The following is a 26,242-nucleotide window of genomic DNA, read 5'->3' on the forward strand; positions in this document are numbered from 1 at the left end:
AGCGGAGGAAAATCTACTGAAAAATATAACTACAATATATTCGAGCTGGAAATGTTCTACTACAATAAATAATTGTGTATGGGGGTGCACTAATTGTTCAATAATAAAGATGAAATAAAGGATGTGTCCTTTAAAGAAGTTAATATGGATAGTTCTTTAAGGAACGAGGGAAATATTAATTTTAGAAGCAAGAATAAATTTAGATTAAACAGAATATTTAAGTTTATATCTTTTGTAACAATTTCTGCATTATCCGGTGCAATAACTGCTACGTATATTGTGAATACTAGATATTATGAATTAACTAAAAAAGGAGATACTCCTATGGTTCAAGAAAAAAAGTCTGTTATAGGAAGTAGTGGTGTCTCTACAAATTTAGTGAATAAAGTTTCTAAGGAGGTTGCGCCTTCAATAGTAGGGATAATAGATGCAGGAGCTCCAAATACTTCTGAAGGGCAGGTTGTAAGTTCGGGAATAATATTCAAATCTGATGGATATATAGTTACTAATTATCACTTAATAAATAAGAGCAATAAAATAATGGTGAGATTATCCTATGTAAAAGAAGTAAAAGATATAGAAGCCAAACTTATAGGATATGATATTGCATCAGATTTAGCAGTTATAAAAATAGATAGTCGTAATTTGCCTGTAGCAGTATTAGGAAATTCCTCAGAGATTAAAGTTGGAGATTTGGCTATTGCTATAGGGACGTCCATAGGTGATGAATCAACTGGTGCAGTAACTGCAGGTGTAATAAGTGCAGTAGATAGAAATTTGAAATTCACCAATGATGTGAATGGTCAAACTTCAACATTTAAGGTAATACAAACGGATGCATCAATAAATCAAGATAATAGTGGCGGAGCCTTGTGTAATCAAAAAGGTGAAGTTATAGGAATAAATAGTTTTAAGATTAGTTCTGAGTACAATGCTGAGGGAACAGGTTTTGCAATATCTATAAATCAAGCAAAAGATATAGTAAATCAAATAATGAAGAATGGAAAAGTCACAAAACCTTTTGTTGGTATAATTGGTAGAAATGTAAGGTTAAATCAAGAAGATTTTGCAAAAGGTGTTTATGTTAAAAAGGTAATTCCAGAGAGTGGAGCGGCTAAGGCTGGAATAAAACCCAATGATATAATATTAGAATTGAATGGGCAAAGAATATGTTCAGCGGATGATATAGGTAATTCAATCAGTGGCGATAAAATAGGAAATAAAGTATGGTGTGTAATTAACAGAAATGGTAAAATAATTAAACTTCAAATATTAGTAACCGAAAATATAAGTAGGGAAGATTAATAAAAAGTTAATTAGTATATATATGTCACTTTTAATTTATAATTTAAAGTTTTGTATATAAGCTTTAAATTATAAATTAATTGTTGACAGTTTTTTTTATTATCTTCATAATATAAGTATTGAAAATTTAAAGAAAGCAGTGATAATAATTGTTTTTAATAGTAGGACTTGGTAACCCAGGTGTAAAGTATGAACATACAAGGCATAATATGGGGTTTGATTCCATTGAAAATATTAGTGTAAAGTATAATATAAGTTTAGATAAAAAAGGTTTTAAAGGATTGTATGGAAAAGGAGATATAAATGGTGAAAAAGTTATCTTACTTAAACCGTATACATATATGAATTTAAGTGGTGAAAGCGTGATTGAGGCAGCGAATTTTTACAAGATAAGCAAAGAGAATATCATTGTAATATATGATGATATAAGTCTTGATGTAGGGAAAATAAGAATAAGAACAAAGGGAAGTGCTGGAGGTCATAATGGAATAAAAAATATAGTATTACATTTAGCTTCTGATGAGTTTCCTAGGATAAAAGTAGGAGTTGGAGAACCCGTAGGAGATCTTGTGAATTATGTATTAGGAAAGTTTAGTAATGACGAAAGAGACAAAATAGAAGATGTTCTAAATATAGTAACAGAGGCGGTTGAATGTATGGTGGCTAGTAGTGTAGAAAATGCTATGAATAAATTTAACGGCTTAAAGTTATAATAATTTAAGAGGTGTTAAAATGAGACTTGATGGGCTTATGCATCCTCTGAAAAGTAGTAATAAATTTCAAGATGCTATTTATAAAGTAAGAAATGACAAATTTCCTATAGAATTGTCGGGAATTTCCGAATCTGGAAAAAGTTATTTAATAAGCGGGTTGTATGAAGAGTTAGACAACCCTTTTTTAGTGATTACAGATAGCGATTCAGAGGCTAAAAAAATATATGAAGATTTATTGTTTTATACGCAAAATGTATATTATATTCCTACAAAGGAAGTAGTGTTTTATAATATATATGCTATATCTGGAGACTTAAGGTGGGAAAGATTAAAGGTTATAAGAAAAATGATGTCTAGAGGTAAAAAAATAATAGTAACTTCTGTTGAAAATTTAGCAGCAGTTTATTTACCTGTAGATTTATATAAAGAGTATACTTTTAAACTTTCGTTAGGAGATATGATTGATTCTAAAGAAATTACAAGAAAGCTAGTTCAATGTGGATATGAACATGTTGAAAGTGTAGATGCTAAAGGGCAATTTTCTGTAAAGGGAGGAATAATAGATTTATATTCGCCTATATCAGATGTGCCTTATAGAGTTGAGCTTTTTGGAGATGAAATAGAATCTATAAGAAGTTTCAATACTGAATCTCAAAGAAGTATAGAAAAGGTAAATAAGATAGAAATATTTCCAGCAAAGGAGATAATACTTACAGATGAAGCTTTAAGTAAGGGATATGAAGCTATTAAAAGTGAGCTTGAAAGTTCTTTAAGTAGGCTCAAAGGAAGTAATGAGGAAAGCTATACTAAGCTTAAAGCTACTATGGAATATAATCTTGAGGCTTTAAAAGAAAGATCAGGCTTTGAAACTATAGATACTTTTATTCCTTACTTCTATGATAATACATCTAGTTTTTTTGATTACCTAAAAAATGCATTTATATTTGTAGATAATTATGAACGCTGCAAAGGTAAAATAGAAAGTGTATATTATGAATTTGAGCAAAATTATGAAAATTTCCTAGAAAGAGGAGATATTCTTCCTAAGCAAGGAAATATAATTGTTCCTAAAGATAATATATATGAAACTTTAAAAAATGAAAAAAGAATAAATTTAGAGTCTATAGGAAAAAGTTCTAATAATAATTCGAGTGAAGGAATCGTATTTGAGGAAATTACTCTTTTAAGTTATCAAGGACAAATGGATTTATTAATTAATGATATAAAAGCTTTAAAAGAGGAGAAGTATAGAACTGTAATATTATGTGGAACAAAATCAAAAGGTCAAAGACTTGTAGAAACACTTAGGGATAGAGGAATTGAAAGTGTATACAAAGATAGTATTCTTAATGTAGATTATGGAGAAATCGTTATATCTCCAGGAAGTCAACTTAGAGGATTTAAATATCCTGAGTTTAGATTATGTGTTATTTCTGACAAGGAAATATTCGGAACTGCTAAAAAGAAAAAAGAGAAAAGAAAAAATAAAAAAGGTGTAGGAAAAATTAAGAGCTTTACAGAACTTAAACCGGGCGATTACATTGTACATGTTAATCATGGTATAGGTGTATTTAAAGGAATAAAACAACTTGAGGTTCAAGGACATAAAAAGGATTATTTAGAATTGACATATGCAGTTGATGATAAATTATATGTTCCTGTAGAGCAACTTGATTTGGTTCAGAAATATATAGGAAGTGAAGGCAAAACACCTAAGGTAAATAAGCTTGGAAGCAGTGAATGGGTTAAGGCTAAAAATAAGGTTAGAAAGTCAATAAATGAAATAGCTGAGGAGCTTGTTAAATTATATGCAGTAAGGACAACTGTTAACGGTTTTAAGTATTCTAAGGATACAGTATGGCAGAAACAATTTGAAGAGGAATTTCCTTATAATGAAACACAAGATCAACTTATTGCTATAGAAGATATAAAGAGTGATATGGAAAGCGGAAAAGTAATGGATAGACTTATATGCGGTGATGTTGGTTATGGTAAAACAGAAGTTGCTATAAGAGCCGCATTTAAAACAGTAATGGATGGAAAACAGGTAGCTTTTCTTGTACCAACAACTATCCTTGCAGAGCAGCATTATAATAACTTTCAAAAACGTTTTAAAGACTTTCCTGTGAAGGTAGATATGATAAGTAGATTTAGAAGTCAAGCAGAGCAAAAGGTAACGCTTAAAGCTCTAAAAGAAGGAAATGTAGATATAATAATAGGTACTCATAGAATTTTAAATAAGGAGATTAACTTTAAAGATTTGGGACTTCTTATAATTGATGAGGAACAAAGATTTGGTGTTTCACATAAAGAAAAGCTTAAACAATTTAAGAAGAATGTAGATGTTTTAACATTGTCAGCAACACCGATACCAAGAACTCTCCACATGTCTCTTACAGGAGTTAGAGATATAAGTGTAATTGAAACTCCGCCAGAAGAGAGATATCCTGTACAAACTTATGTTGTTGAATATAATGATCAGCTGATAAGAGATGCAATAATGAGGGAACTTGGAAGAGGTGGTCAAGTATTCTTCGTATATAATAAAGTAGAATCTATAAAAGAAATGGCATCTAATTTAAGTAAGCTTATTCCAGAGGCTAAGGTTGCAATAGCGCATGGTCAAATGTCTGAGAGAGAACTGGAAAAAGTTATGATTGATTTTATGGAAGAAAAATACGATATATTATTATGTACAACAATAATAGAAACAGGAATTGATATTCAAAATGTAAATACTCTTATAATATATAATGCTGATAAGATGGGTCTTTCTCAGTTATATCAACTTAGGGGTAGAGTAGGAAGAACTAATAGAATGGCTTATGCTTATTTTACTTATAAGAAAGATAAAATTTTAACAGAGGTTGCTGAAAAGAGACTTAAAGCAATCAAGGAATTCACTCAATTAGGTTCTGGTTTTAAAATCGCAATGAGAGATCTTGAAATAAGGGGTGCAGGAAATATAATGGGATCTGCTCAGCATGGACATATGGCCACAATAGGTTATGATTTATATTGTAGAATGCTAGAAGAAACCATAAAAGAGATAAAGGGTGAAATGCAAAATGAACCTGTAGAAACCACAATAGATTTAAAAGTTGATGCATATATACCAAGTTCATATATTGATGATGAGACTTTAAAAATATCAATTTATAAAAAAATAGCAGCAATTGATTCATACGATGAGATGATAGATGTAAAAGAGGAACTTGAAGATAGATTCTCATCAATTCCTCAATCTGTAGAAAATCTTATGAAAATAGCTTATTTAAGAAGTGTTGGAAGGGAACTTGGAATTTTAGAGATAAAGGATAAAATAAATCAACTTGAACTTAAATTTGAGGGGAACAATAGAATTAATAAAAATATGGTGAGTGGATTGCTTAAAGATTATGGTAAATTTATACTGTTTAAAATGGGAGAGAACCCCATTATTTTATATAATTTAAAGAGTGTAAAAAGAGAATCAATATTAGAAAAATTAGAAGAATTTTTAAAATATATGAAATCTCTAGTTGAAACAAATTAAATTTATGGTAAAATTATAACTATAAGTTATAAAACAATGAAAACTTTAAATGGCTTATAAGCTTATTTGTGAAAATAATAAAAGTTAAACAAATAAGTTTACAATTAAATGTAGGCATATGGGTAATGCATTTAAATTATGGATGAAGGCTTTGGTGTACATGCATAATAAAATACAACCGAGAAACCTATAAAAAACAAATATAAGAAGCGGGGTATAAAAATGAAAAGCGCAAAACAAATGGCTACTGCACTTTTAGTGGGTATGTTTACTTTTTCTGCTGTAGGATGCAGTATGGTAGAAAAAAGACCTGATGTTGTAAATGCAAAGGTAGTTGCAACAATTTATGGAGATCAAAACATAACTAGGGGAGATATCGATAATTTATCAAAGGGTGTTGTGGCACAACTAAAAACTCAGTATGGAGATAGTTACGACAAAAATGAAGAAGCAGTTTCTGCATTAAAGAAGGAAAAGGAACAAATACTTACGAGCCTTATTGATCAAAAAATATTTTTAAAGAAGGCAAAAGACAAAAAAATAACATTGACTAAAGACGAGATGAAAACAAATGTAGATGATGTATATAATCAATATAAACAACAATATAAGACAGAAAGTGAATTTAAGAGTCAATTATCACAATATGGTTATACTGTTGCTCAGTTTAAAGAGCAGTTAAAGAATAGAGCTATTTGCGATAAGTTAATACAACAAGTAGTAAAAGATGCTAAGGTATCTGACGAGGAAGCTCAAAAATATTATGATTCTCATAAGAATTCATATACACAAAGTCCTAATACAATACATTTAGCACACATTTTAGTTAAGACAGAAAGTGAAGCAAAGAAAGCTAAAGCTAGAATTGATAAAGGAGAAGACTTTGGAGCAGTAGCAAAAGCAGTATCAACAGATGGTTCTAAAGATAAAGGTGGAGACTTAGGAGATATACAAGAAAACGACAGTAATTATGATAAGACATTTATGAAAGCAGCTTTGAAATTAAAAGATAATGAAGTTAGTAGTCCTGTACACACTCAATTTGGATGGCATGTAATAAAATGTATAAAGAGAACACAATATCCGCCTAAAGATTTTAATAGTGTTAAAGATGAAATTAAGCAAACGCTTTTAAATACTAAACAAAAAAATTTGTATCAAAAGACATTAAAGAAATGGGAAAGCGAAGCTAATATTCAGAAAAACGAAAAAAACCTTATGTAATGCAAACAAAAAGGTATAAATAAAAAATGAGGAAATTGAATTTTTCACAAGTAAAAATTAAGATGTTTTTACATTGTGAAAGAAGAAATTTCCTCATTTTTTTATTTACTTCTGTGTTCTGCAAAAATAAATGAACATATATGCATAAAATTTCAAAATAAGTTGGATACTATAAGTGTAAAAATATTTTACATAAACTTAGGAGGGAATAATATTATGAAGGCAACAGGTATTGTTAGACGTATAGATGACTTGGGGAGGGTTGTAATACCAAAGGAAATAAGAAGAACCCTTAGAATAAGAGAGGGAGATCCACTAGAAATATTTACGGACAGAGAAGGGGGCGTAATTTTAAAAAAATATTCTCCAATAAATGAATTGAGTGATTTCTCAAAAGAGTATGCAGAATCACTTAATGCATCAATTGGTCATACAGTTATAATATGTGATAGAGATGGAATAATTGCAGTAAGTGGTGGCGCTAAAAAAGAATATATTGATAAACGTATTAGTAATGAAATAGAAGGTGTAATGGATCAAAGAGGCACTTTTAATAAAGCTAAAGAGGGCAAGGGCGTTCCTGTATATGATGGAGAGGATGCAGGTGATAAGTACAAAGCACAAGTTATATGCCCTATACTTGCTGAAGGAGATGCAGTAGGAGCCGTAGTTATTTTTTCAAATGATGAAGGAGTTCAATTTGGAGATCTCGAAACTAAAATGGCAGAAACAGCTGCATCATTCCTTGGAAAACAAATGGAACAATAAAATAAATAAGTAATAATACCTTCGAATTATAAATATTAATATATTTATAGAGAATTTGGAGGTATTATTAATGAAAAAGCAAAATTTAATAAAAGGAACCTTAATATTAGGAATTACAGGTATAGCATCAAAAATATTGGGAATGTTTTTTAGATGGCCACTTATTATGCTTATAGGAGATGAAGGCATAGGATATTATCAAATGTCATATCCCCTATATATGTTTTTTATAGCAACAGCTTCGGGAATACCGGTAGCTATTTCAAAAATGGTTGCCGAGAGAAACGCAGTAAATGACAGAGAAGGAATTCTGTTAGTACTAAAAAAGGCAATTCTGCTTATGGCAATTATGGGTGGTGGCTTTACTGTATTCCTAATTATTTTCTCAAAACAGCTAGTTCACTTTTTTAATTGGAATGAAAAATCTTACTATTCATTAGTTGGCATATCTCTAGCACCAATTATAATCTCCTTGGTGAGCTCATTTAGAGGATTTTTTCAAGGCATGCAGAATATGATACCAACGGCGATATCTCAAATTATTGAACAAGTTGGAAGGGTTTTGGTAGGAGTTGGACTTGCCTATGTACTTTTGCCAAAGGGAATAGAGTATTCTGCAGGGGGAGCAGCTTTTGGAGCAGTTTTTGGAGCAGGTATTGCAGGTGTATATTTATTCATAAAATACATTAGGAGTAAAAGTGAGTTTAAAGTAGTAAAACCGGCGAAAAACTATAAAATACTAAGTGAATTATTATACATAGCAATACCGATATCTTTAGGGTCAACAGTTAGTAGCATAATGAGTCTTATAGATTCTATACTTGTGCCTCAAAATCTTATTAAGGCAGGTTTTACTTATAGTGAAGCAGCTAAATTGTATGGTCAGCTTACAGGAAAAGCGTTTGTACTTATTAATGTACCACTTACTTTATCAATTGCACTTTGCACTTCTTTAATGCCAGTTATATCGGAAGCATTTGTGCTTAAAAGAAAAGATGAATTAAAGAGTAAAATAGAGTCGGCACTGAAAATGTCAATGATAATTGCAATACCATCATTTGTAGGATTATTTTTCATGTCTAATCAGGTTATGACTATTATATTTCCAGGGCATTCAAGTGGTTCGGATATATTAAAATATTTAAGCATCAGCATACCGTTTATTGTACTTTCTCAAGTAACAACATCTGTTCTGCAAGGCGTAAAAAAATATGCAATACCAGTTATAAATTTATTTTTAGCTTGTGTTGTTAAGGTTGTTATTAATAATTATTTAGTTCCTATTGGATTTCTAAATGTATACGGAGCAATTATAGGTACTGTTAGTGGATATATGGTTTCGTGTGTATTAAATATAATTGCAGTTAAAATAGTTTGTAATTTTAAAATAAAATGGTATGATATAATAATGAAACCAGCATATGCATCTGTTTTAATGATTATAGGTGTTATGTTTTTGTATATGAATATTTATACTAAGACAATGAATATGATATTAAGTTTTGGAGTATCTGTTCTATTGGGAATAATAGTGTATTTTATATTTATCTTTTTATTTGGAGTATTTGATTATAGTAGAGTCAAATCTAGGTTTAAGGGTTTCAGATGAAAGGAGAGGAATTTGTATTGATTAAAGTAGTGGGTCTTGGACCAGGTTCTAAAAATGCATTGACACTTGGAACACTTGATGCAATTAAAAATTCTCATAACATTTTTTTTAGAACTAAAAAACATCCAGTTGTTGATTATTTTGATGAAATGGGTATAAAATATATTACCTATGATGATAAATATGACACAGGAGAAAGCTTTGATGAAGTATATAATTTTATAGCACATGATTTGGTGGATAAAGCAAAACAGCTTAATGATATAGTATATGCTGTACCAGGACATCCGCTTGTTGCTGAAAGATCCGTTCAGATATTGATTGAACTCTGCAAAAAAGAAAGTGTAGAAATTGATATAATTCCGGCAGTAAGCTTCATAGATGCATTAATGGAAGGGCTTAAAATTGATCCTATAAAAGGACTTAAAATAGTAGATGCTTTTGATATTAAAAATCAAATTTTGGATAAGAGACTTGGAATTGTTATAACTCAAGTATATAATAGTTTTATAGCATCTGATGTAAAACTGGCACTTTTAGAATATTACAAGGATGATACAGAAATTTATTTTGTAAGAGCAGCGGGAATTGAGGGTCAGGAAAGTATAAGGAAAATTCCACTTTACGAGATGGATAGACAAAGTGATATAGATTATTTAACGTCTATCTATGTTCCGGAAGATATTAATAATAATAAGGATTTTCATGACCTTTTAAGTATAATAGAGATGCTTAGAGGTGAAAAGGGATGCCCTTGGGATAGAGAGCAAACTCATAGCACAATTAAAAGATCTCTTATAGAGGAATGTTATGAAGCTGTTGAAGCAATTGAAAAAAATGATGATGATATGATGGTAGAAGAACTTGGAGATGTACTTTTACAAGTGGTTTTCCACGCCCAAATAGGTAAGGAAGAAGGATACTTTAATATTAATGATATTGTTTCAGGAATTTGTAACAAAATGATAGACAGACATCCGCATGTTTTTAAAAGTGAAGAAATAAAAGATTCTAGTGCAGTTTTAGAAAAATGGGATGAAATAAAAAGAAGAGAACAACACTTAAAATCATATACCGAAGAAATGAAACATATACCAAAAATTTTGCCAGCATTAATAAGAGCTGAAAAAGTTCAAAAAAAGGCTGCAAAGATAGGTTTTGATTTTAAAAATGTTGAAGAGGCATTTGGTAAAGTGTTAGAGGAAATTAGCGAAGTAAAAGATGTATATAAAGGAATAAAAAGGGATAGAATAACAGAAGAAGTTGGAGATTTAATTTTTTCTGTAGTAAATATTGCTAGACTCCTTGACATTGATGGTGAGTTTGCATTAAATTATACTATAGACAAATTCATTAAACGTTTTTATTACATAGAGACTTCGGCTAAGGATAAGAATATTGAAATTGAAAATATGTCTTTTGACGAAATGAACGCTTTATGGGATGAAGCTAAACTAAAATTCAATAAAAATGTCCTTTAAAAGAAGGATTTTTATATTATATGCAGAATATGCTTATATGGTTATAGCATACTCTTAAAATTTAAGGAGGTAACAAAAGTGAATAAGGCTGAATTAATCACTAGTATATCAGAAAAAAGTAAATTAACAAAAAAAGATGCAGAAGTTGCATTAAAGGCATTTATAGAAAGTGTTGAAGAAACTTTAGAGAAACATGAAAAAGTTCAATTAGTAGGTTTCGGTACTTTTGAAACAAGAGAAAGAGCAGAAAGAAAAGGAAGAAATCCTAGATCTAAAGAAGAGATAGTAATACCAGCTTCTACTGTTCCAGTTTTCAAAGCAGGAAAAGAATTTAAGGAAAGAGTTAATAAGTAATTATTTTAAAATTAAAAATCCCGGTGATTCACCGGGATTTTTAAGATTATATTGAAGTTTTGTTATAATTTTAATCGGAGGATTAATATGAGATTGGATAAATACCTAAAGGTTTCGAGAATAATAAAGAGAAGAACTGTTGCTAAAGAGGCTTGTGAAAGTGGAAGAGTATCTATAAATGGTAAAGTTGCAAAGCCAGGTACTAATATCGAAGAAGACGATATCATTGAAATAAAATATGCTAGTAAGGTTTTTAAGGCTAAAATAGTTAATGTTACAAATCATGCACTTAAAGAAGATGCAAAAAAAATGTATGAAGTAATAAGTGGAGAAGAAATTTAAAGTTATAAAATAATTCTATTTCACATATATATTAGAAAGTGGAATAGGAGGTAATTTTATGGAAGTTAAAAAGGAATTAAACGCTCAAAGCGGTAAAAAAAGTTTAATGACTATAGAAAATAGAAAAAGACTTTTACTTACAGGGGTAAGTGAAGTTGTTAATTTTAATGATGAACAAATAGTACTAAATACTAACTTAGGGGCGCTTGTAATAAAAGGCAGAGAGCTTAAAATGAATAAATTAGATGTTCAAAATGGTGATGTAGCTATAACTGGAACTATAAATGCTTGTGTTTACAGTGGTGGTGAGGCTTCGAACAAAAAAGATAGTATAATATCTAGATTGTTTAAATAAGGGATAAGTATGATTTTATCTATTTATGAACAATTAATATTTTTTGTATCTAATTTTATTGCTGGAGTTATAGCAGCTGCACTATTTGATTTATATAGAGTTTTACTTGGGTTTGAACATCCTAATAAAATTATTATGTTTTTAGAAGATATATTATTTCTTATTTTAGATGCTATATTAGTTTTTATATTTTTATTATACACAAATGAAGCATACATAAATGCTTATGTATATATGTTCATAATATTTGGATTATGTTTTTATATTAAATTTATAAGTCCTATGTTTGTAAATGTTGCAAGGAAATTTACTTACTATTTGCTTAAATATGTTAGAATATTATTTAAATTTATTATATATGTCTTCGAGTGTTTGTTTTTAAACAAAAAATAAGCATAAATGTCTTGAACAAAAGACAAAAAGCTTTTAAAATATAGATGTAGGTGTTTTTGATAAAATTTATAACCTTAAAGGGGAATTGAGCGTAAAAATGAAAATGGGTTCGAAAATCAAATATATAGTTTTTTTTATAGTATTGATTAATATGGGCTATATTTTTGTTAAACAGCAAATAACCATAAATAGGATAAATAAAAACATTTCAGAAAGTCAGAAGAACATTGATAGTCTAAAAAAAGAGAATCAAAAATTACAGGATGAAATCAAATTATCTAAGACTGATAGTTATACTGAAAAGCTTGCAAGAGAAAAGTTAGGTCTTATAAAACAAGGCGAAATACCTGTAATAGATAACAAGAAGTAAAATTTAATAATACACAATAAATATCAAGGAGGAGTCTTTTTATATGACCTTAAAGGCAGGAAGTATCTTAACGGGTACTATTGTTAATATTACTAATTTTGGTGCATTTGTGGAGGTTGATGGAAAAACAGGGTTAGTTCATATATCGGAGGTGGCTGATTCATTCGTTAAAGATATACATGATCACCTAAAAGAAAAAGATAAAGTTAAAGTTAAAGTCCTTTCAGTAGATGATAATGGAAAAATAAGTTTATCAATAAAGCAAGCTATAGAGCATAAAAAATCAGCTAAGCCTATTGAAATTGACTGGGAAAAGAAAACCACTCAAAATACTACAGTTAATTTTGAAGATAAACTAACAAGATTTTTAAAAGATAGTGAAGAAAAATTTCAAGATTTAAAGAGACATCAAGATTCAAGAACAAGAGGCTACAAAAAAAATACAAATCATAATTAAAAATGAGTTTAAACACGGAGTTTATTCCGTGTTTTATTTTTCTGTTGAAAAAATTGTAGAGGATAAGTAATAAAAGTTTAATTCTTCGAAAGCTTATAAAATAGGCTTGAAGTCCACTGTATAAAGAACTTATCATTGGATAAAATATAAAGTTAAATAAAAAAATAAAATTTTATTTAATAATTTAAAAAAAATGTTTGACAATAATAATATGATGATATATAATAGATATTGTCGCTGATGAGTGGCATGCCGAAGTGGCGGAACTGGCAGACGCACAGGACTTAAAATCCTGCGATGCTAATCACATCGTACCGGTTCGATTCCGGTCTTCGGCACCAATTAAATATCGCGGGGTGGAGCAGCTGGCAGCTCGTCGGGCTCATAACCCGAAGGTCATAGGTTCAAGTCCTATCCCCGCAACCATTAAAGTATGAAATGCCGAAGTGGCGGAACTGGCAGACGCACAGGACTTAAAATCCTGCGATGCTAATCACATCGTACCGGTTCGATTCCGGTCTTCGGCACCAATTAAATATCGCGGGGTGGAGCAGTTGGTAGCTCGTCGGGCTCATAACCCGAAGGTCATAGGTTCAAGTCCTGTCCCCGCAACCATTTAAATATCAAATGAGGAACTGGCGAATGTATGGAATTTAAAATCTTGCTGTGCTAATCCTATTGTATTGATTTGGTTTACATTTTAGTTACAAATTAAATATCGCGGGGTGGAGCAGCTGGCAGCTCGTCGGGCTCATAACCCGAAGGTCATAGGTTCAAATCCTGTCCCCGCAACCATAATATGGCGGAATAGCTCAGCTGGCTAGAGCATTCGGTTCATACCCGAAGTGTCGTAGGTTCAAGTCCTATTTCCGCTACCAAACAAAAGCTTTCACATTTATTGTGAAAGCTTTTTTATTTACCTAAAAGCATAATAAATTTTATATATTATTGTAGGGATAAATGTCTTAAAAAAAATAAAATAAGAACCCAATAATTGACAAACATTTCTAAATACATTTGTTATAATAGGAGACAAACTGATATGGAAAATATTTACATATTATTGTAAATAGTATGTTTTTATAGATTGGGGATGTTATTATGCTATATAATAGTGAAGTTTTCACATATGAAAGAGCATCTAAATCACAAAAAAGTACCAAAGTAGAAAACATAAAAAAATCTCTTGCAATAAAGCTAATAATTTACTTGATAGCCTCATTTGCTATAAGTAGGGTTATAATGATAAATTCAATGGTTCCATTTGGACTAGCTTTTTTGGGGTGTATTTTGATTGGTAAAAAAGATGATAAGGCTTCCTTTGCGGCATCTATTGGAAGTTTAGTTGGATATATATCGCTCAGTGGTGAAATAAAAGATGCGCCTATGTATGAAGTTGCTATAATCATTATTACATTATTAATGATTGTTATGAAGGAAAAGGAAGATATAAAAAAATCAATAGCAATATTGATACTGTTATTTTTTGAATTTATTATGTTTAAAATGTTTGTTCAAAACATATCTATACAATCAGCTGTTATTTTTACTTGTGTGGAAATAGCATCAATATCTTCAGTATATTATATTCTTAGATATGCTATTATATGTGTTGATAATATGAAAACTAAGCACCTTTTTACTAATGAAGAAATAATAAGTATGTCTATAGTAATTGCTTTAATTATTTCTGGAACAAGGAACCTTAATATTTTCAATGTATCTATTACGAATGTATTAGCTATGATATTTGTTGTTATGATTTCTTATATAGAAGGTAGTTCTATAGGAGCAGCTGGTGGAATAGCTATGGGAACTATAATAGGCATGAGCAGCAGTAATTTAATGATTTATATAGGTATATTTGGTGTTATTGGATTCATAGTAGGGGTTTTTAAAGATTTCGGAAAATGGATTTGTGCAGGAGTATATCTTGCTATATTTTTGATAATAATTATTTATTGTAAGAATCATGTTGATTTTAATATCATTGAAGCAGGTATAACCTGTTTTGTTTTTGCAGCTTTACCAAATAAGTTATATAAAAAAATGGAAGGTGAATTTAATTGGGATAGGAAGCAAAGTTATATTACCAATGGATATATTGAAAAAATGAAGTGTATTTTTATAAGAGAACTTAAAAACTTTTCGGGTGTTTTATTTACAATGTCAGGTACTTTAAATAATCTTGCTGATAATGATAGGCTTCTAATGAAAAATAAAAGTTGCAGATTAGTTGAAAATTTAGCCGATAGAGTATGCAGCAAGTGCAATATGAACTCTATATGCTGGAAGAGGGAGATATATTACACATATGCTGCTTTTGAGGAACTTATACAGAATTTTCAGGAAGGTATAAATAAAGTGCCTGATGAGATAGAAAGAAAGTGCGTTAAAAGAAAAGAACTTATAAAACATACAGATGCCATAATAAATGACTACGTAATGAACGAAATGTGGAGGATGCAGGTATGCAGCGGAAGAGAATTTATGGCTTCTCAAGTAAAGAATATAGGAACATCGGTAGAAGGTATAATAAGTGAATTTAGTAACGAATTGAAGTTTAACTTGGAAGTAGAAGAAAAAATAATAAGATTACTTAATAAAGTCGGTATACCATACAAGGATATAATGTGTGTAAATGATAAAAAAAACAGAAATATAGTAAAGTTTACGATGGAAGCTTGTGGAGGAAGGCAAATATGTGTTAAGCATATACTTCCTATAGTGAATGAAGCTGTAGGAACACTTATGTGTGTTGGTGATGATGGATGTAGTATTTCACCAGATACTAATTTGTGTACAGTGACCTTTGAAGAAACACCTAAATATTATATATCTTCAAATGTAGTAAGAAAGAGTAAAGAGGGCGAAGATATAAATGGGGATAGCTATAGTTTTGGAAAGGGCAAGGATGGGAATTACAATATAATAATAAGTGATGGTATGGGACATGGAGCACAAGCAGAAAGAGAAAGTAAAGCTGTTATAGATTTGATTGAAAAATTTAATGATTCGAATTTAAATAGAACGATGGCTATAAACACGGTTAATTCTATAATGACACTTAAATTTGAAGAGGATGAGAAATTTTCTACAGTTGATTTCTGCAGCATTGATTTGTATTCTGGTGAGGCGGAATTTATAAAGGTCGGAGGAGTTACAAGCTTTATAAAAAAGAAAGATAAAGTAGAAATTGTAGATTCAAAAACCCTTCCTATTGGAGTACTTGATAAGGTTGATATGGAGATTAATAATAAGAAGGTACAAAATGGCGATATGATAGTAATGATAAGTGATGGGATAGTTAATTATGATAATGAAAATGCAGGAAAAGTGAATTGGGTAGTAGATTTTCTTAAAAAGAATAACAGTAGTAAACCAAAAGAATTAGGGGAAGCTATACTGAAAAAGGCCATAGAACTTTCAGGTGGTAAGGCTAAGGATGATATAACCATAATAGTATCTAAAGTATATAGTTTATATTAATTTTCAAATTAAGGTAAAGTATTTATAAAAATATGATATAATTATAAAGCGTAAATATATTATGGGAGTGTTTTTTTTGATAAATGGAGTCATCAATACCATAGAAAAGAACTCAATGATTAAAGAAAATGACAGAATTGTAGTAGCTGTTTCAGGTGGACCGGATTCAATTTGTTTGTTACATTTGCTATTTAAGCTTAAGGATAAATTCAGTCTATCTATTTGTGTTGCCCATGTAAATCATTGTATTCGTGGAGAAGCTGCAGATAAAGATGAAGAGTATGTTAAAAAGTTTTGCAAAAAGTTGAACATACAATTTTATGTGAAAAAAGTAGATGTAAATAAGATTGCAAAAGAAAAAAAACTATCTTCGGAAATGGCAGGAAGAGAAATTAGATATGAATTTTTTGAAGAAGTTAAAAGGAAATTTGGTGCAAATAAAATAGCTATTGCACATAATGCAAACGATCAGGCTGAAACTATAATGATGAGAATAATAAGGGGAACAGGGACAGAAGGAATTAAAGGAATTAGACCAGTTAGAGACGGATATTATATAAGACCTCTTATTGAAACAAAGAGATTGGATATAGAAAAGTACTGTGAAGATGAAAAGTTAATGCCTAGAATTGATGCTACTAACTTAGAGAGGGATTACAATAGAAATAAAATAAGGCTGGATTTAATACCATATATAATAGATAATTTTAATGAAGATATAGTAGGTTCATTAAATAGACTGGCAGAACTTGTAACTATAGATAATGATTATTTAGAAAAAGTTGCAAAATCAGAGTATAAGTTGTATTGTAATGAATGTGAGAAACAGGTTATAATAAGTAAGAAAGCATTTTTTAGTGATGCAGCAATATTATCTAGAGTAATAAGAAAAGCTATTCTTTATTTAGTTAGTAGTAAATACAATTTTGAAAAGAAGCATATTGATAGTATTATAAAATGTCAAAAAAGTGCCACTGGCAAGCAAATAAATTTGCCAAGTAGCATGATAGTTTATAATAATTATGGTGATATTTATCTTAAACTAAAAAAGGAAGAAAAATGTATAAGTAATAAGGAATATATTCTTAATATAAATGAAACTAATGCTATACATGAAGAAAAACTAATAATAGGGATAAAATTAATACATAATTCAAATGATATAAATTTAAAGCAAAGTGACAACATAAAATATTTTGATGCAGATAAAGCAGGAAAAAATATAACTGTTAGATATAGAGTTGATGGCGATAAATTTATGCCTTTGGGAATGAAAAATAATAAAAAACTAAAGGATATATTTATAAATTTAAAAATACCTAGAGAAGAAAGAAAAAAAATTCCTCTTATATGTTTTGGTGGTGAAATAGCGTGGATAACAAAGTTTAAAATAAGTGAAAAATTTAAAATAGATAATAACACTAAAAAAATATTAGAAATAAAAATTGAAAGAGAGGAATAATAATGAGAGAAGACATTAAAGAAATATTGCTTGATGAAGAAAAAATAAACGATAAGGTGAAGGAACTTGGAAAGAAGATAAGTGAGGATTACAAAGGAAAGGATCTTATACTTATTGGTATTTTAAAGGGTTCTGTTGTTTTTATGGGCAATCTTGTAAAATATATTGATATTCCTTGTGCTATGGATTTTATGTCAGTTTCAAGCTATGGTAATGCTACTTCCACATCAGGAATAGTAAAGGTTCTTAAAGATTTAGATTCAGATGTTGAAGGAAAAGATATTTTAATAGTTGAAGATATAATAGATTCTGGAGTAACTCTTAAATATCTTATGGGACACATGAAAGGTAAAAAGCCAAATAGCATAGAAATTATAACGCTTCTTAATAAACCAGAAAGAAGAAGAGTTGAAATAGATGTTAAATATACAGGCTTCATAGTTCCAGATTATTTCTTAGTTGGTTATGGTCTTGATTATGCAGAGAAATACAGAAATCTTCCGTATATTGGAATACTAAAAGATGAGATATATGAATAATTAATAGAATATTATGTTGTAAACAGTTTTTTGTTGTGATACAATCTTTAAATAACACAAGTATATACATAGAGAGGGGGGCCTAGATTGAAAAAAATTTCTAGTGCTACGGTCTGGATTGTAGTGTTCGTAGTAGTAGTTTTCACTATTTTAATGTTAGTTCAAGGTGGTAAAGCTACTAATACTGTAAGCTTTGATCAATTTCAAAAGCAGTATGTTCAAAATAATGTAAAAAGTTTTGAAATGAAAGACGATAAAATGACAGTTGATGGTAAGTATAAAGATGGTTCATCTTTTGAAACCATTGTACCTTTAGAGAGACTTAATCAATTTCTTGCGGATCACCCTAGTAATGGTGATATAGGTGAATCTTATGCAGCACCAGCTAATATACCAGTTTGGATAAGTTGGATGCCAACTATAATAATGATTTTAGCTATGGTTGTGATATTAGTATTGTTCATGCAACAAACACAAGGTGGTGCAGGAAAAGGCGTTATGGGCTTTGGAAAAAGCAGAGCAAAGATGTCTTCACCTGATGATTTGAAGCAAAAAGTTACGTTTAATGACGTTGCTGGAGCTGATGAAGAAAAAGGTGAATTAGAAGAAATTGTTGACTTCTTAAAGCAACCTAAAAGATATATTGAAATGGGAGCTAGAATACCAAAGGGAGTTCTTCTCGTTGGACCTCCAGGAACAGGTAAGACTCTTTTGGCTAAAGCTGTTTCAGGTGAAGCGGGTGTTCCATTTTTTAGTATATCAGGTTCTGATTTTGTTGAAATGTTTGTTGGTGTAGGAGCATCTAGGGTAAGAGACTTGTTTGAGCAAGCTAAAAAGAATTCCCCATGTATAATCTTCATAGATGAAATAGATGCTGTTGGAAGACAAAGAGGAGCAGGATTAGGTGGAGGACATGATGAAAGAGAACAAACTCTTAATCAACTCCTTGTTGAAATGGATGGTTTTGGTGTAAATGAGGGTATAATAATACTCGCAGCTACAAATAGACCAGACATATTAGATCATGCGCTTTTAAGACCAGGTAGATTTGATAGACAAATTTTAGTTGGTGCTCCAGATGTTAAGGGAAGAGAAGAAATTCTTAAAGTTCATTCTAAAAATAAACATTTGGATGATTCTATACATCTTGATGTTTTAGCAAAGAGAACGCCTGGTTTTACTGGTGCTGATCTTGAGAATTTAATGAATGAAGCTGCTCTTTTAGCTGTAAGAAACCAAAAGAGTATGATAGGAATGGAAGAACTTGAAGAAGCAACTACAAGAGTTATTGCAGGACCAGAAAAGAAGAGTAGAGTAATAAGTGAAGAAGATAGAAAAATCACAGCTTATCATGAAGCCGGTCATGCGGTATTAATGGAACTTTTACCTAATTCTGATCCAGTTCATCAAATTAGTATAGTTCCTAGAGGTATGGCAGGCGGATATACAATGCATCTACCTGAAAAAGATAGTTCATATATGTCTAAGAATAAGCTTAAGGATGAAATGGTTGGACTTCTTGGAGGAAGAATAGCTGAAAAATTGGTTATTGGAGATATTAGTACAGGTGCTAAAAACGATATAGATAGAGCTACCAGCATAGCTAGAAAAATGGTTATGGAATATGGAATGAGTGATAAGATAGGAACTATAACGTTTGGAAAAGAACAAGATGAAGTGTTCTTGGGAAGGGATCTTGGAACTAGTAGAAACTTCAGTGAAGAAATTGCAGCTAAAATTGATAGTGAAGTTAAAGGCTTAATTGATGAAGCTTATGTAAAAGCGGAAAACATGCTAACAGATAATATGTCAAAACTTCACGCTGTAGCTCAAGCTTTACTTGAAAAAGAGAAATTAGAGGCAGATGAATTTAAAGAAGTATTTCAAAATGCTTAATATGTTAAAATAGCGATAATTAATAAAGATAGGTAACAGGATTATTTATATAAGTAAACTTGTTACCTATTCTATTAACTTGTCGCTATTTTTTTGACTATATTATGGTATAATAGTAAAGGCTAATGATAGGGAGTTAGTTAATAGAACTTATTTATTCCCTATTGTATTTATATTAATTTTATTACATATAAAAAGGGGTGCATTTAATTCATGAAAACTGATATTGAAATAGCTCAAGAAGCTAAAATGGAGCGTATATCTAAAATAGCAGAAGGAATTGGTTTAGGGGAAGATGATATTGATTTATATGGAAAGTATAAATGCAAAATATCTTTGGATGTTCTGAAAAAAAACCAAGATAAAAAAGATGGGAAATTAGTATTAGTAACAGCTATAAATCCAACGCCTGCAGGTGAAGGTAAATCAACAGTTACGGTGGGGCTTGGGGAAGCCCTATGCAAGATGGATAAAAATACAGTAATAGCCCTTAGAGAGCCTTCTCTTGGACCTGTTTTTGGAATCAAGGGAGGAGCTGCAGGAGGCGGTTATGCACAAGTAGTTCCAATGGAAGATATAAATTTGCATTTTACAGGAGATATGCATGCAATAACTTCGGCTAATAATTTACTATGTGCAGCTATAGACAATCATATTCATCAAGGAAATAATCTTAGAATAGATCAAAGAAGAATAGTATTCAAAAGAGTTATGGATATGAATGATAGAGCTCTTAGAAATATAGTAGTTGGACTTGGCGGAAAAGTAAATGGATTTCCAAGGGAAGATGGATTTATGATAACAGTTGCATCTGAAATAATGGCTATACTTTGCCTTGCAAATAGTCTTATGGATTTAAAAGAAAGAATGGGGAAAATTTTAGTTGCATATGATTTGGATGGTAATCCTGTATATTGTAAAGATCTGAACGTTCAAGGTGCGATGGCTATGCTTATGAAGGATGCAATGAAACCTAATTTAGTTCAAACACTTGAAAATACACCAGCAATAATTCATGGTGGACCGTTTGCCAATATAGCACATGGTTGTAATAGTATTTTAGCTACAAAGATGGCATTAAAGCTTGGCGATTATGTAATTACAGAGGCAGGTTTTGGAGCAGACCTTGGAGCTGAGAAATTTTTAGACATAAAATGCAGATATGGTGGTTTGAATCCAGATTGTGTAGTGCTAGTTGCAACAATAAGAGCACTTAAACATCACGGTGGTGCAGCTAAAGAAGATTTGAATAAACCTGATGCAAAAGTTCTTGAAAAAGGTTTATCGAATCTAGGAAAGCAAATTGAAAACATAAAAAAATATGGTGTTCCTGTAGTTGTCGCAATAAATAAGTTTATAACAGACAGCGATGAAGAAATAAAGTGTATTGAAGAATACTGTGCTAAAGAAGGCGTCAAGGTATCTCTTACGGAAGTTTGGGAAAAAGGTGGAGAAGGTGGAATAGATCTTGCTAAAAAAGTTCTTGATACCTTAGAAAATGAAAAGAGTAACTTTAAATATTTATATGATGAAAAGCTAAGTATAAAAGAAAAAATGGATATAATAGCAAAAGAGATATATGGAGCTAACGGAGTACAATATACGCCTCAAGCAAATAAGCAAATAAAGGAAATTGAAAAGTTTAATTTAGATAAACTTCCTATATGTGTTGCTAAAACACAATATTCATTATCAGACAATCCAGCTCTTTTAGGAAGACCATCTGATTTTACTATAAATGTTAAAGAGGTTAGAGTATCAAATGGTGCTGGTTTTGTAGTAGTTCAAACAGGAAATATTATGACTATGCCAGGACTTCCAAAAGTTCCAGCAGCAAACAAAATGGATATATTTGAAGATGGGTCTATAGTAGGTTTATTTTAAAATTTACTTGACCATGCATTTTGAAATTGATAAAATAACTGTGTTGAATTTTCAATATAGGTGCTTTGATATAATAGAGTAGCTTTAATGCTGCTCTTATTTTTAAGGGGTGTATTAAAAGTGATTTTAGTTTTAGATGTTGGCAATACTAATATAGTGTTAGGAATCTACAATGACAAAAAACTCACAGCAGAATGGAGATTATCAACTGATATATTAAGATCAGCAGATGAATATGGAGTTCAAGTGATGAATTTGTTCTATCATGAAAACCTCAGTCCTAATTTGGTAGAAGGAGTAATAATATCATCAGTTGTGCCTAATATAATGTATTCTTTAGAACATATGATAAGAAAATATTTTAAAATTACTCCAATTGTTGTTGGCCCTGGTATAAAAACAGGAATTAATATAAAATATGATAATCCTAAGGAAGTTGGAGCTGATAGAATTGTAAATGCTGTAGCAGCACATGAAATATACAAGAGGGCTCTTATTATAATAGATTTTGGAACAGCCACTACATTTTGTGCAGTTAGAGAAAATGGGGATTATCTTGGTGGAGCAATATGCCCTGGAATCAAAGTTTCTTCAGAAGCTCTTTTTGAAAAGGCAGCTAAACTTCCAAGAGTTGAACTTATAAAACCTGAGCATGCGATTTGTAAAAATACTATTTCAAGTATACAATCAGGAATTGTATATGGATATATAGGTCAAGTAAGATACATAGTTGAAAGAATGAAGACTGAACTTCAAGAAGAAGGAGAAAAAGAACCTCTTGTTATTGCAACAGGTGGTCTTGCTAAACTTATAAGCGAAGAAGCTGAAAATGTTGATGTAATAAACCCATTCTTAACTTTAGAAGGGCTTAGAATAATATATGAAAAAAATAGAGTTAAGGTGATCTAATGAAAGTAGCTAATCTTAATTTAGAAGGAAATGTATTTTTAGCACCTATGGCAGGAGTAACAGATATAATATTTAGAAAGATATGTAGGAAAATGGGTGCGGACCTTTGCTTTACAGAGATGGTTAGTGCAAAAGCATTGTATTATGGTAGTGAAAATACAGAAGAACTTATGAAAGTTTCAGATGAAGAAAAATATGCTGCGGTTCAGATGTTTGGAAGTGAACCGGATATAATGGCAAAGGCTTGTGAAAAATTCAATGTAGATGATAAAATTTCTATAATAGATATAAATATGGGGTGTCCAGCACCTAAAATAGTGAAAAACGGTGAAGGATCTGCACTTATGAAAGAGCCTAAACTGGCATATGAAATAGTAAGGGCTGTAAAAAAAGTAGCTAATAAGCCTGTAACTGTAAAATTCAGAAAAGGCTTTGATGAGGATAATATTAATGCTGTTGAGTTTGCAAAAGTAATTGAATCAGCTGGAGCTGATATGATAACTGTTCATGGAAGAACAAGGGCTCAAATGTACGAGGGAAAAGCTGACTTAGACATAATAAAAGCAGTGAAGGAAGCAGTAAGTATCCCTGTAATAGGTAATGGAGATATAATATCAGGAGAATCTGCAATTAGAATGTTAGAGTACACTAATTGTGATGGATTAATGATTGCTAGAGGCGCTATGGGAAATCCATGGATATTTAGAGAAGTAAAGAGTGCTTTGAACTCAAAAGAAATCATAAAACCTACCCCCATAGAAAAAATAAATATGTGTATATTGCATTATAAGGAAGCGGTTAAATATTATGGTGAAAATAAGGCAGTACGCGAAATGAGAAAAAATATAGCCTGGTATATAAAATCACTAAAAAATTGTACAGATGTAAAATGCATGGTTAATTCAGAGGAAAGTAGCAGTAAAGTTATTAGTATTCTTGAAGATTATAGAAAAAATTTTGATTAAAAACTGTAATTAAAATTACATAAGGGAATAAACATATATAAAACAATATATATTGACAACGTAAAAATGCTGTTTTATAATTACTTCAATATATATTGTTACAATAATCTGGGGTATGATTCAATTTTTTGTAGAGGGGAGAAAAACAATGAGTCAAGGAAAAAAATATGTTATTACTTATAAAGGTGTAAAAAAATTAGAGGAAGAATTGGAATATTTAAAAACAACAAAGAGAAGGGAAATAACTGAAAAAATTAAAGTTGCTCTTTCTTTTGGTGATTTAAGTGAGAATTCCGAATATGATGAAGCTAAAAATGATCAAGCGTTTGTAGAAGGAAGAATAGCGCAAATAGAAAATATGTTAAAAAACGCTAATGTTATAGATGAAAGTGATCTTAAGGGCGACATTGTAAGTGTTGGTTCAAAGGTTACAGTAAAGGACTATCAATTTGATGAGGATATAGAGTTTTTTATTGTTGGTTCTGCAGAAGCGGATCCTATAGAAAATAAAATATCAAATGAATCGCCTGTTGGCAGTGCTCTTATTGGAAAAAAGGTAGGAGACGAGATAGAGGTTAGTGTGCCTGATGGTGTTGATAAATATAAAATATTAGCGATTAAGTAAATAGAGGTGGGATAAAGTAATGTCAAATGAAGAAAAGCAATTGACAAAGGAAGAAATAAAGGCAAGGAAGCTTCAAGCTAAAGAAGAAGCAAAGATGAATGATCTTTTAAGAGAAAGAAGACAAAAGCTTTCAGATGCTCAAGAGAGAGGAAAAGATCCTTTTGATGTTTATAAAATTGAAAGAACACATACATCTAAACAAATAGTTGATAACTATGATGAGTTAGAAGATAAAAGTGTAACTGTAGCAGGAAGGCTTATGTCCAAAAGAGTTCATGGAAAAGCAGGATTCTCTGATATATTTGATAGATATGGAAAAGTACAGCTTTATTTAAAAATAGATGATGTTGGAGAAGAAAAATTAAAAGAGTTTAAAACTTTTGATATAGGAGACTTTGTTGTAATAACTGGAAAAGTTTTCAAGACCAAGACAGGAGAAATTACTTTACATGTAACTGAACTTGAGCTTATTGCAAAATCTTTAAAGCCACTTCCAGAAAAATTCCACGGTCTTAAGGATCCAGATTTAAAGTATAGACAAAGATATGTAGATTTAATAATAAATCAAGATGTAAGAGAAACATTTATGAAAAGAACAGCAATTATAAAAGCTGTAAGAGAGTTCTTAGACAATAAAGATTATTTAGAAGTAGAGACTCCTGTGTTATCAACTATTGCTAGTGGTGCGTCTGCTAGGCCGTTTTCAACACATCATAATGCTCTTGACTTAGATATGCATCTAAGAATAGCTACAGAGCTTTATTTAAAAAGATTAATAGTAGGTGGATTCGAGAAGGTTTACGAAATAGGTAAAGACTTTAGAAATGAAGGAATAGACGTAAGGCATAATCCGGAGTTTACAATGATTGAATTATATGAAGCATATGCTGATTATAATGATATGATGGAAGTTACAGAAAATATGGTTGCATATGCATGTCAAAAAGTAAATGGAACTACAAAAATAACTTATGAAGGAACGGAAATAGATTTAACACCTCCATGGAGAAGAGTAACTATGGTGGATATAGTTAAAGAACATTCTGGAATAGATTTTTCTACAGTAAAGACTGATGAGGAAGCAAGGGAAATTGCTAAAGAAAAGAAATTAGAGTTAAAGAAGGAATTAAAAGATTGTACAAAAGGAGATATTCTAAACGCATTATTTGAAGAATATGGTGAAAAGAAACTTATACAGCCTACTTTTGTATGTGATTATCCTGTAGAAATTTCGCCTCTTACAAAGAAAAAGAGAGGGAATCCAGAGTACACTGAAAGATTTGAAGGATTTATATATGGTAGAGAAATATGTAATGCATATTCTGAGCTTAATGATCCTATAGTACAAAAGGATAGATTTATGCAACAGCTTAAAGAAAGAGAATTAGGCGACGATGAAGCATATCAGATGGATGATGACTTCATAAATGCACTTGAAATAGGTATGCCTCCTACAGGGGGAATGGGAATGGGTATAGATAGATTAGTAATGTTCCTTACAGATTCACCATCTATAAGAGATGTAATATTATTCCCAACGATGAAACCTACACCAAATAATTAGTAA

The 26,242-nt window shown here is 30.6% G+C and carries 22 protein-coding genes and 6 tRNA genes; all 28 read left to right on the top strand.

Annotated elements, in window-relative coordinates; all coding sequences use genetic code 11:
• The first annotated feature begins 93 nt into the window (after window positions 1-93).
• The 28 genes from CLFE_RS03380 (at window position 94) to lysS (ending at window position 26,239) form a co-directional block, all read left to right on the top strand.
• Window positions 94-1,305, top strand: coding sequence for a S1C family serine protease (locus CLFE_RS03380; RefSeq protein WP_242951612.1), 1,212 nt, complete (start codon window positions 94-96; stop codon window positions 1,303-1,305).
• Window positions 1,306-1,454: 149 nt separating this feature from the next.
• Window positions 1,455-2,018, top strand: coding sequence for an aminoacyl-tRNA hydrolase (pth, locus tag CLFE_RS03385; protein WP_077835484.1), 564 nt, complete (start codon window positions 1,455-1,457; stop codon window positions 2,016-2,018).
• A 19-nt stretch (window positions 2,019-2,037) separates the two neighbouring features.
• A complete protein-coding gene (gene mfd, locus CLFE_RS03390; RefSeq protein ID WP_077835485.1) occupies window positions 2,038-5,553 on the top strand; it encodes a transcription-repair coupling factor in 3,516 nt (1,171 codons plus the stop codon).
• Window positions 5,554-5,775: 222 nt separating this feature from the next.
• Window positions 5,776-6,777 carry a peptidylprolyl isomerase gene (locus tag CLFE_RS03395; RefSeq protein WP_077835486.1) on the top strand — a complete coding sequence of 334 codons (1,002 nt, stop codon included), beginning with the start codon at window positions 5,776-5,778 and terminating at the stop codon, window positions 6,775-6,777.
• Between the two features lie 216 nt (window positions 6,778-6,993).
• Window positions 6,994-7,545 carry a stage V sporulation protein T gene (spoVT, locus tag CLFE_RS03400; protein ID WP_077835487.1) on the top strand — a complete coding sequence of 184 codons (552 nt, stop codon included), beginning with the start codon at window positions 6,994-6,996 and terminating at the stop codon, window positions 7,543-7,545.
• A 70-nt stretch (window positions 7,546-7,615) separates the two neighbouring features.
• A complete protein-coding gene (locus tag CLFE_RS03405; RefSeq protein ID WP_077835488.1) occupies window positions 7,616-9,154 on the top strand; it encodes a putative polysaccharide biosynthesis protein in 1,539 nt (512 codons plus the stop codon).
• Between the two features lie 17 nt (window positions 9,155-9,171).
• Window positions 9,172-10,635: a bifunctional methyltransferase/pyrophosphohydrolase YabN gene (yabN, locus tag CLFE_RS03410; protein ID WP_077893413.1), complete on the top strand. Its 1,464-nt coding sequence runs from the start codon at window positions 9,172-9,174 to the stop codon at window positions 10,633-10,635.
• 78 nt (window positions 10,636-10,713) lie between these two features.
• A complete protein-coding gene (locus CLFE_RS03415) occupies window positions 10,714-10,989 on the top strand; it encodes an HU family DNA-binding protein (protein ID WP_010966487.1) in 276 nt (91 codons plus the stop codon).
• Between the two features lie 87 nt (window positions 10,990-11,076).
• On the top strand, window positions 11,077-11,331 hold the full coding sequence (locus CLFE_RS03420; protein WP_077835489.1) for an RNA-binding S4 domain-containing protein: 255 nt from the start codon (window positions 11,077-11,079) through the stop codon (window positions 11,329-11,331).
• Between the two features lie 58 nt (window positions 11,332-11,389).
• On the top strand, window positions 11,390-11,686 hold the full coding sequence (gene yabP, locus CLFE_RS03425; RefSeq protein ID WP_077893393.1) for a sporulation protein YabP: 297 nt from the start codon (window positions 11,390-11,392) through the stop codon (window positions 11,684-11,686).
• A 9-nt stretch (window positions 11,687-11,695) separates the two neighbouring features.
• Complete coding sequence (gene yabQ, locus CLFE_RS03430; RefSeq protein ID WP_077893394.1) at window positions 11,696-12,079, top strand: spore cortex biosynthesis protein YabQ; 384 nt, start codon at window positions 11,696-11,698, stop codon at window positions 12,077-12,079.
• A 97-nt stretch (window positions 12,080-12,176) separates the two neighbouring features.
• Window positions 12,177-12,449, top strand: a complete 273-nt coding sequence (locus CLFE_RS03435) for an FtsB family cell division protein (RefSeq protein WP_077835492.1) — start codon at window positions 12,177-12,179, stop codon at window positions 12,447-12,449.
• Between the two features lie 43 nt (window positions 12,450-12,492).
• Complete coding sequence (locus tag CLFE_RS03440; protein ID WP_077835493.1) at window positions 12,493-12,906, top strand: S1 domain-containing RNA-binding protein; 414 nt, start codon at window positions 12,493-12,495, stop codon at window positions 12,904-12,906.
• A 251-nt stretch (window positions 12,907-13,157) separates the two neighbouring features.
• Window positions 13,158-13,247: transfer RNA gene (locus CLFE_RS03445), tRNA-Leu, on the top strand.
• A gap of 9 nt (window positions 13,248-13,256) precedes the next feature.
• Window positions 13,257-13,332, top strand: a tRNA-Met gene (locus CLFE_RS03450).
• A gap of 14 nt (window positions 13,333-13,346) precedes the next feature.
• A tRNA-Leu gene (locus tag CLFE_RS03455) sits at window positions 13,347-13,436 on the top strand.
• A 9-nt stretch (window positions 13,437-13,445) separates the two neighbouring features.
• Window positions 13,446-13,521: transfer RNA gene (locus CLFE_RS03460), tRNA-Met, on the top strand.
• Window positions 13,522-13,625: 104 nt separating this feature from the next.
• Window positions 13,626-13,701 (top strand) — tRNA-Met (locus CLFE_RS03465).
• 6 nt (window positions 13,702-13,707) lie between these two features.
• Window positions 13,708-13,784, top strand: a tRNA-Met gene (locus CLFE_RS03470).
• Between the two features lie 223 nt (window positions 13,785-14,007).
• Window positions 14,008-16,395 carry a stage II sporulation protein E gene (spoIIE, locus tag CLFE_RS03475; protein ID WP_077893395.1) on the top strand — a complete coding sequence of 796 codons (2,388 nt, stop codon included), beginning with the start codon at window positions 14,008-14,010 and terminating at the stop codon, window positions 16,393-16,395.
• Window positions 16,396-16,471: 76 nt separating this feature from the next.
• A complete protein-coding gene (gene tilS / locus CLFE_RS03480; RefSeq protein ID WP_077893396.1) occupies window positions 16,472-17,857 on the top strand; it encodes a tRNA lysidine(34) synthetase TilS in 1,386 nt (461 codons plus the stop codon).
• 2 nt (window positions 17,858-17,859) lie between these two features.
• Window positions 17,860-18,396, top strand: a complete 537-nt coding sequence (hpt, locus tag CLFE_RS03485) for a hypoxanthine phosphoribosyltransferase (protein ID WP_077851172.1) — start codon at window positions 17,860-17,862, stop codon at window positions 18,394-18,396.
• A gap of 87 nt (window positions 18,397-18,483) precedes the next feature.
• Window positions 18,484-20,292, top strand: coding sequence for an ATP-dependent zinc metalloprotease FtsH (gene ftsH / locus CLFE_RS03490; RefSeq protein WP_077835930.1), 1,809 nt, complete (start codon window positions 18,484-18,486; stop codon window positions 20,290-20,292).
• Window positions 20,293-20,505: 213 nt separating this feature from the next.
• Window positions 20,506-22,176 (top strand): formate--tetrahydrofolate ligase, encoded by a 1,671-nt coding sequence (locus CLFE_RS03495; RefSeq protein ID WP_077893397.1) that lies wholly within the window; start codon window positions 20,506-20,508, stop codon window positions 22,174-22,176.
• A 120-nt stretch (window positions 22,177-22,296) separates the two neighbouring features.
• Window positions 22,297-23,085 carry a type III pantothenate kinase gene (locus tag CLFE_RS03500; RefSeq protein WP_077893398.1) on the top strand — a complete coding sequence of 263 codons (789 nt, stop codon included), beginning with the start codon at window positions 22,297-22,299 and terminating at the stop codon, window positions 23,083-23,085.
• Window positions 23,085-24,050, top strand: coding sequence for a tRNA dihydrouridine synthase DusB (gene dusB, locus CLFE_RS03505; RefSeq protein WP_077893399.1), 966 nt, complete (start codon window positions 23,085-23,087; stop codon window positions 24,048-24,050). Before CLFE_RS03500 ends, dusB begins: the two co-directional genes overlap by 1 nt.
• A 148-nt stretch (window positions 24,051-24,198) precedes the next feature.
• Complete coding sequence (gene greA / locus CLFE_RS03510; RefSeq protein ID WP_077835934.1) at window positions 24,199-24,675, top strand: transcription elongation factor GreA; 477 nt, start codon at window positions 24,199-24,201, stop codon at window positions 24,673-24,675.
• Window positions 24,676-24,694: 19 nt separating this feature from the next.
• Complete coding sequence (gene lysS, locus CLFE_RS03515) at window positions 24,695-26,239, top strand: lysine--tRNA ligase (RefSeq protein ID WP_077835935.1); 1,545 nt, start codon at window positions 24,695-24,697, stop codon at window positions 26,237-26,239.
• Window positions 26,240-26,242: the final 3 nt, after the last annotated feature.

Origin of the sequence: Clostridium felsineum DSM 794 (genome assembly GCF_002006355.2) — a bacterium.
In the GTDB taxonomy this organism is placed as follows: domain Bacteria; phylum Bacillota; class Clostridia; order Clostridiales; family Clostridiaceae; genus Clostridium_S; species Clostridium_S felsineum.

Bases quoted from the DNA above. Each gene is read 5' to 3' on its own strand.
- mfd (WP_077835485.1), top strand. From the start codon at position 2,038: ATGAGACTTGATGGGCTTATGCATCCTCTGAAAAGTAGTAATAAATTT.
- CLFE_RS03395 (WP_077835486.1), top strand. From the start codon at position 5,776: ATGAAAAGCGCAAAACAAATGGCTACTGCACTTTTAGTGGGTATGTTT.
- spoVT (WP_077835487.1), top strand. From the start codon at position 6,994: ATGAAGGCAACAGGTATTGTTAGACGTATAGATGACTTGGGGAGGGTT.
- CLFE_RS03405 (WP_077835488.1), top strand. From the start codon at position 7,616: ATGAAAAAGCAAAATTTAATAAAAGGAACCTTAATATTAGGAATTACA.
- CLFE_RS03420 (WP_077835489.1), top strand. From the start codon at position 11,077: ATGAGATTGGATAAATACCTAAAGGTTTCGAGAATAATAAAGAGAAGA.
- yabP (WP_077893393.1), top strand. From the start codon at position 11,390: ATGGAAGTTAAAAAGGAATTAAACGCTCAAAGCGGTAAAAAAAGTTTA.
- yabQ (WP_077893394.1), top strand. From the start codon at position 11,696: ATGATTTTATCTATTTATGAACAATTAATATTTTTTGTATCTAATTTT.
- CLFE_RS03435 (WP_077835492.1), top strand. From the start codon at position 12,177: ATGAAAATGGGTTCGAAAATCAAATATATAGTTTTTTTTATAGTATTG.
- CLFE_RS03440 (WP_077835493.1), top strand. From the start codon at position 12,493: ATGACCTTAAAGGCAGGAAGTATCTTAACGGGTACTATTGTTAATATT.
- spoIIE (WP_077893395.1), top strand. From the start codon at position 14,008: ATGCTATATAATAGTGAAGTTTTCACATATGAAAGAGCATCTAAATCA.
- hpt (WP_077851172.1), top strand. From the start codon at position 17,860: ATGAGAGAAGACATTAAAGAAATATTGCTTGATGAAGAAAAAATAAAC.
- CLFE_RS03495 (WP_077893397.1), top strand. From the start codon at position 20,506: ATGAAAACTGATATTGAAATAGCTCAAGAAGCTAAAATGGAGCGTATA.
- dusB (WP_077893399.1), top strand. From the start codon at position 23,085: ATGAAAGTAGCTAATCTTAATTTAGAAGGAAATGTATTTTTAGCACCT.
- greA (WP_077835934.1), top strand. From the start codon at position 24,199: ATGAGTCAAGGAAAAAAATATGTTATTACTTATAAAGGTGTAAAAAAA.
- lysS (WP_077835935.1), top strand. From the start codon at position 24,695: ATGTCAAATGAAGAAAAGCAATTGACAAAGGAAGAAATAAAGGCAAGG.